Here is a 15,890-nt window from a genome sequence, read left to right as displayed (position 1 = left end):
CCGACCCCGACGAGCGGCTACCCCAGGGGGAAGAGGGGGGTGCTGGCGCCGGATTCGATCTTGGGGTTCCAGGTCTGCCGGTCCTGGCTGAGCTCCATGATCTGGCTGGTCTTGTCCTTCTTCGCCTTCGTCTCCGCCAGCACGCGGTCATTCACCGCCGCCACCGACGCGAGCGGCTCCTTCAAGGGCACTCCCACGATCTCCCCGTCGCCCACGTTGATCTCGTTGAGCACCTGCCCGGCCTGGCCCTCGACCAGCACCAGCAGGTGCTCGTCATCCTCCCAGGCCACATCGAGGATCTTGTTCCCCTCCTCGGTGCTGGTCAGCGCCTGGAAGTTGCCGAGCATCATCCCCGCCGCCCCGCCCGTGAGCGCGCCGATCTGGACGGTGTTCTGCCCGGTGGTGACCGCCACCCGGACGCCGTCCCTGGCGATCCGGAGCCGGGTGACGTCCAGCCCGGTCAGCTTGGGCGCGGAGATCCGCTGGGGTCCCTTCCCGCTGAGCGGGTCGTACCGGAGCAGGGCGGCGTTCGTCTGGTCGTAGGTCCATAGGGACCCGTCCCGGTGCCATGTCGGCGCGGTCAGCGTGCCCTGGATGACCTCCTGCCAGCGCCCCGACTGGGTCAGCGCCGCCACCGAGATGCCGGTCGAGGTCTGGGCGGCCACGTACCCCCCGTCCTTGGACAGGGCGAAGCCGTGGAAGCCCTCGCGCTCCTGCCCCGCCGGACCCGGCACGCTGCCCGCGGGCCCGTCCTTGCTCATGTAGTGGACGGCGCCCTTGCTGATGTAGTACGCGGCGTCGCTGGTGGCGTCCAGCCAGTCGTCGTCGGAGTCGGGCCGGTCGATGGAGTAGGACTCCCCGTTGACCTGGATCTCGATGACGCGGCCCTTGGCGATCTCGTTCTTGTTGAGGCTGTACCTGATCTGGGCCCGCAGGGAGTCCTCGGCGCTCAGGTCCAGGGTGTCGAGGGGGCCGGAGAGGTTGATCACCACGCGGTCCTCGCCGGACCTGATCGACTCGACCTTGGTGTCGGCGGGGAAGCTCGTCGTCACCGCCCCCTGCAGGGCCGAGGTGGGGCTCTTGAGCAGGCGCTGCAGGATGGTCTGCGCGTACGTCTCGGTCGGCTTCAGCCGCAGGCGTACGCGGTCCACGACCAGCGTGTTCGGGCTGTTGCCGTTCAGGTAGTAGAGGTTCGTGGCCCGGTACGCGCGGGTCACGTCGGAGTTGGTGAGCAGCAGCCCGTTGGGCAGGCGATTGACCAGGTAGCCGCCGCCTTCGGCCTTCACGAGCTCGAAGGAGTCCTCCCAGGGACCGGCGGTCGGGGCGTAGGAGTCGTCCTCCTTGATGCGCGCCACCCACCGGCCCTTGACCGTGATCTTCGCCACCGGCCCGGTCTCCTCGCGATCGGTGGGAGGCACGACCTCGTACGCGTCGTCGACCACCGTCACCGGCCCCGAGGCGCTCCACTTCGCCCGCGCCTCCTGGGTCAGGTATCGAGGCAGGACGGTCGGGTCGTCGGCGTAGGCGGCCATGGCCGCCTGCAGACCCCTGATCGTCTGCTCCTCGTTCCAGGTCTTGTCGGGCGGGAAGGCGATCATGCGGTGGAACGGCTTGCTCAGCGGGTCGCCGCTGCCGGCCTCGTTGAGGGTGATGGGACCGGTCACGGGGATCACGGTGCAGCCGGAGCCCGCGCAGACCACGGCGACCGCGATCACGATCACCGCGCCGAGCCGCCGGCTCCGCCCACGCCGCCTAGTCGTCGTCATGGTCGGCCCCGTCCGCCGAGGCCGGCAGCAGCACCGGTGTCATGGCCGTGCGCCACGTACGCCGCATCTCGATCTCCGGCGGCACCAGCGACAGTGGCGAGCCCTTCAGATCGGCCCCGGCCGTCCGCGGCAGCGTCAGCCTGAACTGCGAGCCCTCCCCCGGCTGTCCCCAGGCCTGCAGCCAGCCGCCGTGCAGCGTGGCGTCCTCGCGCGAGATCGCCAGCCCGAGCCCGGTGCCGCCGATCGTCCGCGCCCGCGACGGGTCGGCCCGCCAGAACCGGTCGAACACCATCGTCTCCTCGCCGCCCTTCAACCCGATCCCGTGGTCGCGCACGGCGACCGCGACCGCGTCCCGGTCGGCGCCGACGGTGACCACGATGTCCCTGCCCTCGCCGTGCTCGATGGCGTTGAACAGCAGGTTGCGCAGGATCCGCTCGACCCTGCGGTTGTCGATCTCGGCCATGCACGGCTCGTTCGGCAGCCGGAGCTCGAAGCGGGTCGCGTGCCGCTCGGCCAGCGCCTCGGAGTCGGCGATGGCCCGCAGCACCACGTCGCGCACGTCCACGGAGTCGAGGTCGAGCGTGGCGGCGCCGGCGTCGTAACGGCTGATCTCCAGCAGGTCGGCCAGCATCGACTCGAACCGTTCGAGCTGGGCCTGCATGAGCTCCGCCGAGCGGGCGGCCATCGGGTCGAAGTCCTCGCGGGCGTCGTAGAGCAGGTCGGCGGCCATGCGCACGGTCGTCAGCGGCGTGCGCAGCTCGTGGGAGACGTCGGAGACGAACTGCCGCTGGACCTGCGAGAGCTCCTCCAGCTGGTGGATCTTCAGCGCCAGGTTGGCGGCCATCTCGTTGAACGAGTTCGCCAGGCGGGCCAGGTCGTCCTCGCCGCGCACCTTGAGCCGTTCGTCCAGCTTGCCGGAGGCCAGGCGCTCGGCGGCCTGTCGCGCCAGCCGTACGGGGGTGACGACCTGCCGGGCGACCAGGTACGCGATGGCGGCGAGCAGCAGCACGAGCCCGAGGCCGACCACCACGATGGCCAGCCGGACGTTGGACAGCAGCTCCTCCTCGTCCGTGAACGGGAAGAAGTGGTAGACCTCGTAGCTCTGGCCGCTGGACGGCACGTGCACGGTCCCGCCGACCACGTACGTGAGCCTGGGCTGGCTCTCGCCGACGAACTTGATCTTCTCGATGGACCCGACGGTCTTCTTCTGCACGTTGTGCCGCAGGCTCTCCGGCACGTTGGCCGGCACGACGCCCCCGGACGCCCGCGACTGGCCGGGGATCGCCTGGTTGAGTATCAGCACGTCGTAGCGCTTCTTGGAGCCGTTCTCGCCCGATCCGGTGACGATGTCCATGACGTCGTCGAGCGGGTTGGCCGAGCCCTTCTTGCCGCTGTCGGCAGGCTTGGTCGGGTCGTCGGCCTCGGGCGCCAGCGCGTCGGCGATCTGGAGGCGGTCGGCGAACGCCTCGCTGGCGGAGGAGCGCTGGCTGCTCTGCACGACCGACCGGTTGATCTGCTCGGACAGGAACGTGCCCAGCACGACCACCACGATCACGGAGATCACCAGCGTGCTGGTGACCACCTGGAGCTGGAGCGAGCGCCGCCACACGCTCCGTGTCCTGCCTGCCGCACGGCGCACCCGCCGGCGAACGCCGCCGAGAATCTGGCGGAATGTCCGTCGGCGGAAACGCTTCTTCTTCGCCGGGGGCATGGCAGGACGGGACGTGGACTAGGCGGGGCCGGCTTTGTAGCCGACGCCGCGGACCGTCACCACGATCTCGGGGTGCTCGGGGTCCTTCTCGATCTTGGCCCTGAGCCGCTGCACGTGCACGTTGACCAGCCGCGTGTCGGCCGCGTGGCGGTAGCCCCAGACCTGCTCCAGCAGGACCTCGCGGGTGAACACCTGGCGCGGCTTGCGGGCCAGCGCGACCAGCAGGTCGAACTCCAGCGGCGTGAGGTTGATCGTCTCCTCGCCCCGCTTGACCGAGTGCCCGGCCACGTCGATGGTGATGTCGCCGATCTGGAGGATCTCGGGGGTCGGCTCATCGGTGCGGCGAAGCCGCGCCCGCACCCGGGCCACGAGCTCCTTCGGCTTGAACGGCTTGACGATGTAGTCGTCGGCCCCCGACTCCAGCCCGAGGACGACGTCGATCGTGTCGCTCTTGGCCGTGAGCATGACGATCGGAACCCCCGACTCAGCCCTGATCCTGCGTGCGACGTCGATGCCGTCCGCCCCCGGCAGCATCAGGTCGAGCAGGACCAGATCCGGGCGTGTATCCCGGAACGCGTCGAGGGCCTTGTCGCCGTCGGAGACAAAAGACGGCTCGAAGCCTTCCCCTCGCAGCACGATCCCCAGCATCTCGGCGAGAGCGGCGTCGTCATCGACGACCAGCACGCGACCTTTCATGGCCCCTCATTCGTTCTACGCATTGTGGGACATACCCGCACGATCGCTGAAGGTTACCCTTGGTAGGCCCATGAGTGTGACATGAGCCATGCAAAAGGCGAATTTTAGGTCCGCCCCCCGCGACCGCAATCTCAAGTCTGCGGTAACAGAGCAACTTTCTGCCATCCCCTGCACGTGAACCTCGACCGGATTCGCCGTCGAATACGGCACCGATGAGACGGCGAATGCGCTCAGCGACACCAATGCCCCGTTCAGCATGCCAGGATTGGGATATGTCAGACGGTCACGGTCCCCCGCCCGAGACGCCATCAGGCTGGTCGGCCGAGCAGCCCCCGCCCTACAGCGCCCCGCCGGCCTCCCCGTGGACCGCGCCAGGCGCGCAGCAGCAGCCGCAGCCGACGCCCTACGGGCAGCCGTACGGGGAGCCCCTTCAGCAACCTCAGCCACTGGGACCCGGGCCCCAAACACCTTATCCGCCCCATCCGCATCCTCAGCCCGGTTACGGCTACGCGCCGCCGCCGCCGGCGCTGAGGCCGGGCATCATCCCGCTGCGCCCGCTGGGGCTCGGCGACATCCTCGACGGCACGATCAAGCTGATCCGGTCCAACCCGAAGGCCGTGCTCGGCCTGTCGGCCGTCGCCGCCCTGCTCGCCTCCGTGCCCGTGGCCGTCGGCCAGGCGTTCGTGCTCGACACCATGGGCGGCGTGCTCGACGACCCCGAGAGCGCGTACACCTCCTCCAACGACGGGCTCACCAGCGTGTACGGCGTCGCCGCCCAGTACGGCGGCACGCTCGTGTCGTACATGGTCCAGTTCGTCGTGGTCACGCTGCTGACCGGCGTGCTGACCAGGATCCTCGGCCGGGCCGTCTTCGGCGGCAGCATCACCGCCCGGGAGGCGTGGCAGCTCGTCAAGGGCAGGGTGCCCGCGCTGTTCGGCGTCGTGGCGATGATGGCCGTCATCATGCTGGTGCCGCTGGTCGTGATGGTGCTGCTCATCGTGGTGGTCGCGATGAACGTCTCCTCCGGCGGAGCAGGCGTGATTCTCGGGCTGGCCTTCCTGTTCATGATCGTCTATCTCGGCTACTACCTGTTCTTCACGACCCGCTTCGCCTTCGCCTCGCCCATCGTGGTGCTGGAGGGCAGGGGGGCGATCGAGTCCATGCGGCGCTCGTGGCACCTGGTCACCGGCGACTTCTGGCGCGTCTTCGGCATCCTGCTGCTCACGTCCCTGCTGGTCGGGCTCGTGGCGGGCGTCCTGTCGGTGCCCTTCACGCTGGCCGGCACGCTGTTCGGCATGTTCGGCGCGGGCTCGGTGGCCACCACCGTCGTGTCGGTCGTGCTCATCGCCCTCGGCGGCACGCTCGGATCGATGCTCACCTACCCGTTCCAGGCCGGGGTCGCCGGCCTGCTCTACGCCGACCGGCGCATGCGCAGCGAGGCGTTCGACCTCGTGCTGCAGACGGCGGCCATCGAGCAGCAGCGTCAGGGATGGGTGCACGCCTCGGCGGACGAGCTCTGGCACCCCTCCAACTCCGCCAGGCCGTGAGCCCGATCGACAGGGAGGAGGCCGCGCGCCGGGCCGCGGAGGAGCTCCTCAAGCCTGCATACGAGAAGGAGTCCCTGCTCGACCTGGTCTACCGGCGGGTCATGCAGTTCCTCGGCGACCTGGTCAACACGGCCGCGGGCGGGGGCCCCGCCGGAGGGGTCATCGCCTCCGTGCTCATCGTGCTGGTCATCCTCACGCTGATCGCGCTGATCTCGTGGCAGCTCCGCAGGGCCAGCCGCAAGAACGCGCTCGCCGTGGGCGGGCTGTTCGGGGAGCGGGTGATGACGGCGGCCGAGCACCGGGCGGCGTCCGCCGGGCTGGCCGCCGAGCAGCGCTGGAGCGAGGCCATCCGCGAACGGCTCCGCGCCATCGCCCGTGACCTGGAGGAACGCGCGCTCGTCGACGGCATGCCGGGGCGCACGGCCGACGAGCTGACCAGCGAGGCGGCCCTGTCGCTGCCCGGCTTCGCCACGAGGCTGGCGGCGGCCGCCCGGTCGTTCGACGACGTGACCTACGGCGGGGTGCCGGGCACGCGGGAGGCGTACGAGGAGATGGCCGGCCTGGACGAGCAGCTCCGCCAGGCCCGCCCGGTCCCGGTCGGGGCCGGCGCGGCGGCCACGGCCTGGACCCCGGTCGGCGCGGCCCCGGGCGAGCGGCCCGGGGCAGGTGGGCCGGCATGAGCGTCCTCACGCGGCCCGCGGGCGACGCGTCCTACCCGACCTCGCCCACCGCGCGCTCCACCTGGCGCGGCAGCCGGATCATCGTCCTGCTCGGCCTCGTCATCGTGCTCGTCTCGGTCGCGGGCGTCCTGTTCGGCCCGGAGTCGGGCCCGTCGCGGGCGCTGGACCCCGACGACACCACGCTGGCGGGCTCCAAGGCGCTGGCCGAGGTGCTCAGGTCCCGGGGCGTCACGGTGGACCGGGTCGACTCCGTGGAAGCCGCCGCCGCCAAGGCCACGACCGGCAACCGGCTGCTGCTGATCACCGACATGTCGTACTTCGATGAGTACAGCCTGACCCGGATCCAGGGCGACCGGCTGATCGTCGGCGACCTCCCCGGCCTCGACGTCCTGGCCCCCGGCGTGCGCACCGAGCCGGCCCCGGCGCGCACGCGCTCGCGCGAGCCCGAGTGCTCGCTGCCCGCCGCCACGGCCGCGGGCAGCGCCTACCTGGGCGGCGCCGTCTTCCGGGGCCCCACCGGGGCCACCGGCTGCTACCCGGCCGGCGACGGATACACGCTGGTCAGCTTCCCGCAGGCGGGCGGCGTCACCACGGTCGTCGGCGACGGCGGCTTCCTGACCAACCAGCGCCTGGCCGAGGACGGCAACGCCGCGCTCGCGCTCAACCTGATCGGCACCGGCAGGCCCGTGACCTGGCTGGTCCGCCCCGCGACCCCGCCCGTCACCGAGCTGCCGGGCGAGCGGGGCAAGTCGATGTACGACCTCATGCCCGAGAGCATCCGCTGGACCGTCTACATGTCCCTCATCGCACTGGCCGTCACGGCGTTCTGGCGGGGCAGGCGGCTGGGCCCGGTGGTGACGGAGAAGCTGCCCGTCGTCGTGCGCGCGGCCGAGACCGTCGAGGGCCGCGGCAGGCTCTACCGGGCCAGGCGCGCGCGGCAGCGGGCGGCGGAGTCGCTGCGCGCGGGCGCCGTCGACCGGCTCACTCCCAGGCTGGGGCTCGGATCGGGGGCCGGGCCGAACGAGGTCGTCGCGGCGCTCGCCGCCCGCACCGGCCAGGACGCCCACCAGGTCGGCGCGGCGCTCTACGGGCCACCGCCGGTGGACGACGCCGGGCTCGTCGGGTTGGCCGGATATTTGGACTTCATCGAAAGGCAGGTCAGTGAACTCTGAGGAGACGTTCCGCGTCCCGAGCTCGGGCGACTCGGCCAGGGAGGCGCTGGGCGCGCTGCGCGCCGAGGTGTCCAAGGCCGTGGTCGGTCAGGACGCGGTGGTGACGGGGATGGTCATCGCGCTGCTGTGCAAGGGGCACGTGCTGCTCGAAGGCGTGCCGGGCGTGGCCAAGACGTTGATGGTGCGCACGCTGTCGGCCGCCCTGTCCCTTGACTTCAAGCGGGTGCAGTTCACGCCGGACCTGATGCCGGGCGACGTGACCGGCTCGCTGATCTATGACGCGAAGACCGCGGAGTTCGAGTTCCGCGAGGGGCCGGTGTTCACGAACCTGCTGCTCGCCGACGAGATCAACCGCACCCCGCCGAAGACGCAGGCGGCGCTGCTCGAGGCGATGGAGGAGCGGCAGGTCAGCGTCGAGGGCGCGGCGCGGCGGCTGCCCGACCCGTTCGTGGTGTGCGCGACGCAGAACCCCGTCGAGTACGAGGGCACCTACCAGCTCCCCGAGGCCCAGCTCGACCGGTTCCTGCTCAAGCTGACCGTGCCGCTGCCGCCGCGCGAGCAGGAGATCTCCGTGCTCGAACGGCACGCCCGCGGCTTCGACCCGCGCGACCTGAGCGAGGTCAAGCCCGTCGCCACGGCCGACGACCTGGCGGCCGGGCGGGAGGCGGTCTCGAAGGTGCACGTGGCGCCCGAGGTGCTCGGCTACATCGTGGACGTGGCCCGCGCCACCAGGAACTCGCCGTCGCTGCAACTCGGCGTCTCCCCGCGGGGCGCCACCGCGCTGCTGGCGGCCTCGCGGGCGTGGGCGTGGCTGTCCGGGCGCCCGTACGTGACTCCTGACGACGTCAAGGCGCTGGCCAGGCCCGCGCTGCGGCACCGGATCCAGCTCCGGCCGGAGGCCGAGCTGGAGGGCGCGACCGCCGACGGCCTGCTCGACGGCATCCTGGCCTCCGTCCCGGTCCCGCGCTGATGGCTCTCACGGGACGGGCCGGGCTGGTCGCGGCGATCGGGATCGTCGTGGTGCTGCTGGCGCCGCAGCCCGGGGCCGCGCTGGCCGGGGTCTGCCTGCTGCTGGCCGCCGCGATCGTGGTGGACCTGGTGTTCGCCGGAGCCGTACGTCCACTGAGGTTCCACCGTTCCGGCGACACGCTCGTACGGCTCGGCCAGCGGGCCACGGTCGAGCTGATCGTCGAGAACCCCGGCTCCAGGCGGGTGCGCGGCGTGCTAAGGGACGCCTGGCCGCCGTCGGCGGGCGCCACGCCGCGCGTCGCCGACCTCAACGTGCCCAAGGGCGAGCGCCGCAAGATCGTCGTGACGCTCGCCCCGACCAGGCGCGGCGACCGCTCGTCCGTGGCGGTCACGGTGCGCTCGCTCGGGCCGCTGGGCCTGGCCGCCCGCCAGGGCAGCCACCAGGCGCCGTGGTCGGTACGCGTGCTGCCGCCGTTCCTGTCGCGCAAGCACCTGCCGTCCAGGCTGGCCCGGCTGCGCGAGCTGGACGGCCAGCATCCGGCGCTGGTGCGCGGGCAGGGGACGGAGTTCGACTCGCTGCGGGAGTACGTGGTGGGCGACGACGTGCGCTCCATCGACTGGCGGGCCACGGCGCGCCGCCACGACGTGGTCGTGCGCACCTGGCGGCCGGAACGCGACCGCCGCGTGCTGATCGTGCTCGACACCGGCCGCACCTCGGCGGGCCGGGTGGGCGACGCGCCCATCCCCATGGCCGGTGCCACCGCGGGCGGCGGCGGCCTGCTGGTACGGCCGGACCCGCGCCCGGCGCCCGGCTGGCCGCGGCTCGACTGGTCGATGGACGCCGCGCTGCTACTGGCCGCGCTGGCGGCCAGGGCCGGTGACCAGGTCGACTTCCTCGCCTACGACCGGGCGGTGCGCGCCTGGGTGAGCGGGGCGTCACGCACCGAGCTGCTGTCGTCGCTGGTCAACGTGATGGCGCCGATCGAGGCGGAGCTGATCGAGGCCGACTCGCAGGGCATGGTGGCGGCCGTCCTGTCGCGGGCCAAGCGGCGCTGCCTGGTCGTGCTCCTCACCGACCTCAACGGGGCGGCCCTGGACGAAGGGCTCATGCCGGTGCTCTCCCAGCTCTCCTCGCGCCACCTGGTGCTGGTGGCCGGGGTGTCGGACCCCCGGGTCGCGGCCATGGCGGGACGCCGGGCGTCGGCCGAGGAGGTGTACGACGCGGCGGCGGCCGAGCACGCCCAGCTCGAACGCCGGCGCATCACGGCCCGGCTGCGGCGGCACGGGGTGGAGGTCGTGGACGCGCCTCCGGAGGACATCGCCCCCGCGCTCGCGGACGCGTACCTGGCCCTGAAGGCGGCCGGGCGGCTGTAGGGCCCGAACCGGGGGTCAGGCCGTCGGGGCGACGTCCGGGGCGCGCTCGAGGTCGCCGGTCTCGTTCTGGCGCAGGGCGCGGCGGCCGAAGGCGATCACGTACAGCAGGAAGGCCGCCTCCGCGAGCGCGCCGATGCCCACGCGCGCCCACGTCGGCAGCCCGGAGGGCGTGACGAACGCCTCGATCAGGCCCGACACGAACAGCACCACGACCAGCCCCAGCGCCACGCTCATCACCGCCCGGCCCTGCTCGGCCAGGGCCTCCGTCCGCCGGCGCGGCCCCGGGTCGATGACCGTCCAGCCCAGGCGCAACCCGACCGCCGCCGCCAGGAACACGGCGGTCAGCTCCAGCAGCCCGTGCGGCATGATCAGGCCGAAGAAGATGTCCAGCTTGTCGCGGGAGGCCATGAGGCCGCCGGAGATGCCGACGTTCGCGGCGTTGCTGTAGAGCACGTACGGGATCGGCAGGCCGAGCAGCACCGAGTAGATGATCGTCTGGGCGGCGACCCACGCGTTGTTCGTCCACACCTGGCTGGCGAAGGAGGCGGCCGGGTGCTCGGAGTAGTAGTCGGCGAAGTCGTGGTCGACGAGCTGGGCGATCTCGTCCGGCGAGCCGATCGTTGCCTGGACGTCGGGGTTGGCCGCCACCCAGGCGCCCATCACCCACGCGACCGCCACGAACGCCACCGTGCTCCCCAGCCACCACCACCGCGCCCGGTAGGCCACCACGGGGAACGACACCGTGAAGAACCTCACCAGTTCCCGCCAGGCGGGCGTGTGCGCCCCGGTCACCGCCGACCTGGCCCGCGCCACGAGCGCCGACAGCCGCCCGGTCAGCATCGCGTCCCCGGACGAGGAGCGCACGATGGACAGATGGGTGGACACGCGTTGGTAGAGGTCCACCAGCTCGTCCACCTCGGCACCCGTCAGCGACGAGCGGCGCTTGACCAGGTGATCGAGCCGGTCCCACACGGGGCGGTGAGCTGTGACGAACGCATCGATGTCCACCCGAACATTCTGGCCGCTCAAACACCGGTACATAGCCGTTAGGCTCCACATATGTCTGAGGTTGTGACCGGCGACGCGGTCGTCGTCGAAGTGCGGATCGCCCAGATGCCCTCGCGCGCGCTGGCGATCGTCATCGACATGGCCGTGCAGTTCACGGTGCTGATCGCCGCCTATGCGATCTTAGGCGCGTTCTCGGTCATCTCGGACGCGGCCATGTTCGGGGCCGCGATGATCGTGTTCGTGGTGCTGGTGCTGGTCGGCTACCCCGTGATCTTCGAGTCGCTGACCAGGGGGCGCACCCTCGGCAAGCTCGCGCTCGGGCTCCGGGTGGTCAGCGACGACGGCAGCCCCGAACGCTTCAGGCAGGCGCTGTTCCGGGGCCTGGCCGGGGTGGTGGAGTTCTGGATGCTCTCCGGGGCGCCCGCGCTGATCGCGTCGCTGGTCTCGCAGCGGGGCAAGCGGCTCGGCGACGTCTTCGCCGGCACCATCGTGATCTCCGACCGGGCGCCGCGCGACTCCGGGCAGCTCATCGTGATGCCGCCGCCGCTGGCGGCCTGGGCTGCGACGCTGGAGCTCTCCCAGCTCCCCGACGAGGTGGCGCAGGCGGCCCGGCAGTACCTGTCGCGGTGGCACGACCTGTCGCCGCAGGTCCAGCATGAGATGGGGGTGCGGATCGCCACCCAGACGGCGTCCTTCGTCTCGCCCGCGGCGCCCGCCGGGGTGCCGCCGCACGCGTACCTGAGCGCCGTCCTGGCCGAGCGCCGCAGGAGGGAGCAGGTACGTTTCGCGCAACGCGCCGCCAACGGCCGCCCGCCCCAGGCCCCCTACGCGCACCCGGGTCCGTACCAGCCCCAGCCCCCGGCTCCCTACCAGCAGCCGGGCCCGTACCAGCCCCGGCCCCCCGCACCGGAGCCGCCTAAGGCGACTCCGGGCGGGTTCGCGCCGCCGCAGTGAACGTTCCGCACCTACGGCAACCGTGGTGACGAAGTCCCCGCGAGAATACGCGACCAGCGGCGGGTTCGCGCCGCCGCAGTGAGAGCGGCGCAGAGGATCGTCACCAGTTGCGGTACGACTCCTGCGTCTGCACGTTCAACCGGTCGGTACGGACGTGCCTGGCGTTGTTCGTCAGCGGGTCGGTGACCTTGACGACGTCGAGGCCCTCGTGGAAGTCGGCCGCGTAGATGTAGCCGTTGTAGTAGTAGGCGGACCAGATGCCGCCGCCACCGCCGGCCGAGCGCGGGCCGCGCTCGAAGTAGCCGATCTCCTTCGGGTTGGCCGCGTCGGTGAAGTCCCACACCGACAGCCCGCCCATGTACCAGGCCTGGACCATGATGTCCCGGCCCTTGACGGGGATCAGCGAGCCGTTGTGCGCGACGCAGTTCTCGCTGTCGGCCTGGTAGCGCGGGATCTTGAAGTAGCTCTTGAACGTGAACTGCCCGTTCGAGATGTCGTAGATCGCGTCCGCGCCGCGGTTCGGCCCGGTGGCCTCGTTGCAGGTGGCCCCGCCGCCGCCGCCGAGCTCGTCGGTGAAGACGACCTTCCTGGCGTCGTTGCTGAAGGTGGCCGAGTGCCAGAACGCGAAGTTCGGGTCCGTGGTCCTGGCCGTGACCTTCGGGTTCAGCCGGTCCGAGATGTCGAACAGCACGCCGTCACCCATGCACGCGCCCGCCGCGATGTCCTTCTCGGCGTAGGCGGTGATGTCGTGGCAGCCGCTGGTCGGCAGGAGCAGGCCGGGCTGGGTCTCGTTGCCGCCGTCGGGGAAGACCACCGGGGTGGCCGCGACCGCCGCGGCCGTCGGGTTCCTGAGCGGCACCTTGATGATCGACAGCTTGTCGTGCGGCGGCAGGCAGTCGGGGAACGTGGCGTTCGGGTTGTAGGACGAGACGTAGATGTAGACGTTCTTGTTCCGGTCGCGGCCCTTGCCCGGCACCAGGGTCAGGGTGTGGGAGCCGCAGTTGGTCTCGACCGACTTGATGTACTTCGGGTTGGCCTTGTCGGAGACGTCGAAGATCCGGACGCCTTCCCAGGCCTCCTTGTGGTCGGCGGTCAGCGCCGTGCTGTTGCACGAGTCGTCGCTGCGCGAGGAGTCCACGGCGGTGAACAGCAGGTCGCCGTAGACGCTGACGTCCATCTGGGAGCCGGGGCAGACGACCGAGCTGACGGGCCTGGCCTTCTTGGGGTTGCTGATGTCGTAGATCGAGAAGCCGCCGTAGTTGCCGACGTAGGCGTAGTCGCCCTGGAAGGCGATGTCGGTGTTGATGGTGCCGGCGATCGGGGCGGGCTTGGGGATGTTCAGGACGTGGCTCACGTTGGGGCTGGTGACCACGGTGTCGGCCGGTGGGATGTCGGCGGCCAGGGCGGGCAGGCTCGTCAGCGCTAACGCGACGGCGGCCGCGGCCATGACGAGGGCACGGCGCGGATTGAACACTCCGAGACTCCTTATCGCATATGTCGGGATAAGTGAAAACGGCGAGGGCCCGGTCGGGGCCCTCGCCGCCTGGGGGTTAGTGGCCGTGTTCGGGATACGACGTCTGGGTCTGCGCGTTGAGTGAGCGCATCTTGACGCCGTTCGCCCGGTTCGTACGCCAGTCGTTGATCTTCAGAACGTCCAGGCCCAGGTTGAAGTCGGACCCGTAGATGTAGCCGTTGTAGTAGTAGGCGGACCAGAAGCCGCCGCTGAGCGCCGGCGCGGTGTTGTCCGGACCGCGCTCGAAGAACGCGATCTCCTGCGGGTGGGCCGAGTCGGTGAAGTCCACCACCGAGATCCCGCCCTGGTACCACGCCTGCACCATGATGTCGCGGCCCTTGACCGGGATCAGCGAGCCGTTGTGGGCCACGCAGTTCTCGGTGTCGGCCTGGTGGCGCGAGATCTTGAAGTAGCTCCTGAACTGGAGCTGCCCGTTCACGATGTCGTAGTACGCGTTGGCGCCCCGGTTCGGGCCGATGGCCTCGTTGCAGGTCGCCCTGGTCCCGCCACCGAGCTCGTCGGTGAAGATGACCTTCGTGCCGTCGTTGTTGAACGTGGCCGAGTGCCAGAACGCGAAGTTCGTCTCGTCGCGCACGGTCGCGGTGACCTTGGGCTGCTCGGGGTTGCGGATGTCGAGCAGGATGCCGTCACCCATGCAGGCGCCGGCGGCGATGCCCTTCTCCGGGTAGGCCGTGATGTCGTGGCAGCCGGTGGTGGCGGACTTCCCGTTCGGGTAGGGCTGCGAGACGCCGCCGTAGCCGCCGTCGGGGAAGAGGTTCGGCGTCGCGATCACGGTCGCGGCCGTCGGGTCGCTCAGCGGCACCTTGATGATCGAGATCAGGTCATGGGGCGGCTGGCAGTCGGGGAACGAGGCGTTCGGGCTGTAGGAGGAGACGTAGATGTAGACGTTCTCGCCCTTGCGGTCAGGCACCAGCGTGTTGGTGTGGGAGCCGCAGTTGGTCTCGACCGACTTGATGTACTTCGGGTTGGCCTTGTCGGAGACGTCGAAGATGCGGATGCCCTCCCACGACTCCTTGACCGACGCGGGCTGCGAGGTGCTGTTGCACGAGTCGTCGTTGCGGGAGGAGTCGACGGAGCCGAAGAGCAGGTTGCCGTAGACGGACATGTCCATCTGGCCACCTGGGCAGACGACCGAGCTCACCAGCGAGGTCCGCTTCGGGCGCTTGATGTCGTAGATCGAGAAGCCGTAGTAGTTGCCGACGTAGGCGTAGTCGCCCTGGAAGGCCATGTCCGTGTGGATGTCGGCCAGGGCCTCGGGCTTGGGCACGTTGGTGACGTGCTGGATGTTGGGACTCATGACGATCTCGCCAGGAGCCGGAACGTCCGCGGCCTGAGCCGGTAAGACGGTGCCGGCCATCGCCGCGACCGCCGTGACCAGGGTGAGGGCCCTGCGGAGGGAGAACACTCGCAATCCTCCTATAAAGGGGGCATAAATCTACGCCATCCTCGCCGGTCCCCCCTCGACTGGCCAAGCCGACAACCTGTCAAATTTTGTTCCTGTTCACCCTCTTTTAATTTGTCCACTTATGACCTAGAGTGCGCATTCTCGTCCGAGTCAGTCAGGGAGGTTGTGGGTGCGCGCCGCGCTCATTGTCGTCATGGGCACGGTCGTTGCCCTCTCCGGCTGCACCTCCTCCTCCCCGCCGCCGGCTCCACGGGCCGACTCGACCGCGCCCGTGATCGCTCCCGGCCGCCCCGGGGAGCAGGCCAAGACGCTGTCGCCGAGCGAGGCCGCCACCGCCGTCCCCTCGGCCACGGCCAACGCGTCCGACATCAAGTACGTCCAGGACATGGTCGTCCACCACCGCCAGGCCCTGGACATGTCGCTCCTCGCGCCCAGCCGGGCCGACTCGGCCCAGCTGAAGAGCCTGGCGAGCCGGATCAAGGACGCCCAGGGGCCGGAGATCCAGTTCATGACGACGTGGCTGCGGGAGCAGCAGCAGACGGTGCCCGACCACCACGCCGCGCACGAGGGCATGCCGGGGATGGCCACGCCCGCCCAGATGGAGGCCCTGAAGGCGGCCAAGGGCAAGGACTTCGACCGGATGTTCCTGGAGCTCATGATCAACCACCATCTCGGGGCGATCAAGATGTCGGAGCAGGTGCTGACGAGCGGCTCGCACATCCGGGTCGAGGAGCTGGCCAGTGACGTCAGCGTGACCCAGGCCGCCGAGATCCGCCGCATGCAGCAGATGCAGTCCGCCCTCCAGTAAGGTCGCGACTTCGAGGACGAGGGCCTCATCCTGGCGCTAAACTACACTATCCCTGCAGGAAGTGCATGCAATGCGTGAGGAGGACGTCACGTCTATGGCAGATTCAAACGCTCCATCCGCATCGCCCACGCTGTCGGCCACCCCCACGGCCACCCCCACGGGGACGCCCACGGGGACGCCCGCGCCGAGCCCCACAGGGACACCCACGTCCAGCCCCACGACCCCGGAGCCCAGCCCGAGCCCGACGTCCCCGACCCCCACGCCCA

At 70.6% G+C, this 15,890-nt stretch carries 13 protein-coding genes; 7 read left to right on the top strand and 6 right to left on the bottom strand.

Annotated features, from left to right (window positions below):
• Positions 1-17 precede the first annotated feature (17 nt).
• Genes HD596_RS20735 through mtrA form a run of 3 tightly spaced genes read right to left on the bottom strand, consistent with a single transcriptional unit; the run spans position 18 to position 4,173 of the window.
• Entirely contained in the window at positions 18-1,766 is a 1,749-nt protein-coding gene (locus tag HD596_RS20735; RefSeq protein WP_185070997.1) for an LpqB family beta-propeller domain-containing protein, read from the bottom strand.
• Positions 1,753-3,477, bottom strand: coding sequence for an MtrAB system histidine kinase MtrB (gene mtrB, locus HD596_RS20730; protein ID WP_185070996.1), 1,725 nt, complete (start codon positions 3,475-3,477; stop codon positions 1,753-1,755). The genes HD596_RS20735 and mtrB overlap by 14 nt, the downstream gene beginning before the upstream one ends.
• An 18-nt stretch (positions 3,478-3,495) precedes the next feature.
• On the bottom strand, positions 3,496-4,173 hold the full coding sequence (mtrA, locus tag HD596_RS20725) for an MtrAB system response regulator MtrA (RefSeq protein WP_043620615.1): 678 nt from the start codon (positions 4,171-4,173) through the stop codon (positions 3,496-3,498).
• A 272-nt stretch (positions 4,174-4,445) separates the two neighbouring features.
• Between mtrA and HD596_RS20720 the strand changes: the two genes are divergently transcribed.
• The 5 genes from HD596_RS20720 to HD596_RS20700 are packed head-to-tail and all read left to right on the top strand — an operon-like array spanning position 4,446 to position 9,915.
• The gene (locus HD596_RS20720) at positions 4,446-5,720 is read left to right on the top strand and encodes a DUF7847 domain-containing protein (RefSeq protein ID WP_185070995.1); all 1,275 of its coding nucleotides are present in this window, start codon (positions 4,446-4,448) and stop codon (positions 5,718-5,720) included.
• A complete protein-coding gene (locus HD596_RS20715; protein ID WP_185070994.1) occupies positions 5,717-6,400 on the top strand; it encodes a DUF4129 domain-containing protein in 684 nt (227 codons plus the stop codon). The genes HD596_RS20720 and HD596_RS20715 overlap by 4 nt, the downstream gene beginning before the upstream one ends.
• A complete protein-coding gene (locus HD596_RS20710; RefSeq protein ID WP_185070993.1) occupies positions 6,397-7,572 on the top strand; it encodes a DUF4350 domain-containing protein in 1,176 nt (391 codons plus the stop codon). Before HD596_RS20715 ends, HD596_RS20710 begins: the two co-directional genes overlap by 4 nt.
• Positions 7,562-8,542, top strand: coding sequence for an AAA family ATPase (locus HD596_RS20705; protein ID WP_185070992.1), 981 nt, complete (start codon positions 7,562-7,564; stop codon positions 8,540-8,542). The genes HD596_RS20710 and HD596_RS20705 overlap by 11 nt, the downstream gene beginning before the upstream one ends.
• Entirely contained in the window at positions 8,542-9,915 is a 1,374-nt protein-coding gene (locus tag HD596_RS20700; protein WP_185070991.1) for a DUF58 domain-containing protein, read from the top strand. The genes HD596_RS20705 and HD596_RS20700 overlap by 1 nt, the downstream gene beginning before the upstream one ends.
• A gap of 15 nt (positions 9,916-9,930) precedes the next feature.
• On the opposite strand, the gene HD596_RS20695 is transcribed toward HD596_RS20700, so the two are convergent.
• Complete coding sequence (locus tag HD596_RS20695; RefSeq protein WP_185070990.1) at positions 9,931-10,923, bottom strand: stage II sporulation protein M; 993 nt, start codon at positions 10,921-10,923, stop codon at positions 9,931-9,933.
• 51 nt (positions 10,924-10,974) lie between these two features.
• Between HD596_RS20695 and HD596_RS20690 the strand changes: the two genes are divergently transcribed.
• Complete coding sequence (locus tag HD596_RS20690) at positions 10,975-11,877, top strand: RDD family protein (protein WP_185070989.1); 903 nt, start codon at positions 10,975-10,977, stop codon at positions 11,875-11,877.
• 100 nt (positions 11,878-11,977) lie between these two features.
• Here HD596_RS20690 and HD596_RS20685 read toward each other — a convergent pair whose 3' ends face one another.
• The gene (locus tag HD596_RS20685) at positions 11,978-13,324 is read right to left on the bottom strand and encodes an LVIVD repeat-containing protein (protein WP_185078596.1); all 1,347 of its coding nucleotides are present in this window, start codon (positions 13,322-13,324) and stop codon (positions 11,978-11,980) included.
• 103 nt (positions 13,325-13,427) lie between these two features.
• Positions 13,428-14,816, bottom strand: a complete 1,389-nt coding sequence (locus tag HD596_RS20680; RefSeq protein WP_185070988.1) for an LVIVD repeat-containing protein — start codon at positions 14,814-14,816, stop codon at positions 13,428-13,430.
• Positions 14,817-14,985: 169 nt separating this feature from the next.
• Between HD596_RS20680 and HD596_RS20675 the strand changes: the two genes are divergently transcribed.
• Entirely contained in the window at positions 14,986-15,624 is a 639-nt protein-coding gene (locus HD596_RS20675) for a DUF305 domain-containing protein (protein WP_185070987.1), read from the top strand.
• The last annotated feature ends 266 nt before the right edge of the window (positions 15,625-15,890 follow it).

Origin of the sequence: Nonomuraea jabiensis, assembly GCF_014204795.1 — a bacterium.
GTDB lineage: Bacteria > Actinomycetota > Actinomycetes > Streptosporangiales > Streptosporangiaceae > Nonomuraea > Nonomuraea jabiensis.
This window is presented reverse-complemented; position numbering and strand designations above follow the sequence as displayed.

Coding starts and splice junctions, on each gene's coding strand:
- HD596_RS20685 (WP_185078596.1), bottom strand. CDS start 13,324: ATGGCCGCGGCCGCCGTCGCGTTAGCGCTGACGAGCCTGCCCGCCCTG.
- mtrB (WP_185070996.1), bottom strand. CDS start 3,477: ATGCCCCCGGCGAAGAAGAAGCGTTTCCGCCGACGGACATTCCGCCAG.
- HD596_RS20700 (WP_185070991.1), top strand. CDS start 8,542: ATGGCTCTCACGGGACGGGCCGGGCTGGTCGCGGCGATCGGGATCGTC.
- HD596_RS20735 (WP_185070997.1), bottom strand. CDS start 1,766: ATGACGACGACTAGGCGGCGTGGGCGGAGCCGGCGGCTCGGCGCGGTG.
- mtrA (WP_043620615.1), bottom strand. CDS start 4,173: ATGAAAGGTCGCGTGCTGGTCGTCGATGACGACGCCGCTCTCGCCGAG.
- HD596_RS20710 (WP_185070993.1), top strand. CDS start 6,397: ATGAGCGTCCTCACGCGGCCCGCGGGCGACGCGTCCTACCCGACCTCG.
- HD596_RS20720 (WP_185070995.1), top strand. CDS start 4,446: ATGTCAGACGGTCACGGTCCCCCGCCCGAGACGCCATCAGGCTGGTCG.
- HD596_RS20690 (WP_185070989.1), top strand. CDS start 10,975: ATGTCTGAGGTTGTGACCGGCGACGCGGTCGTCGTCGAAGTGCGGATC.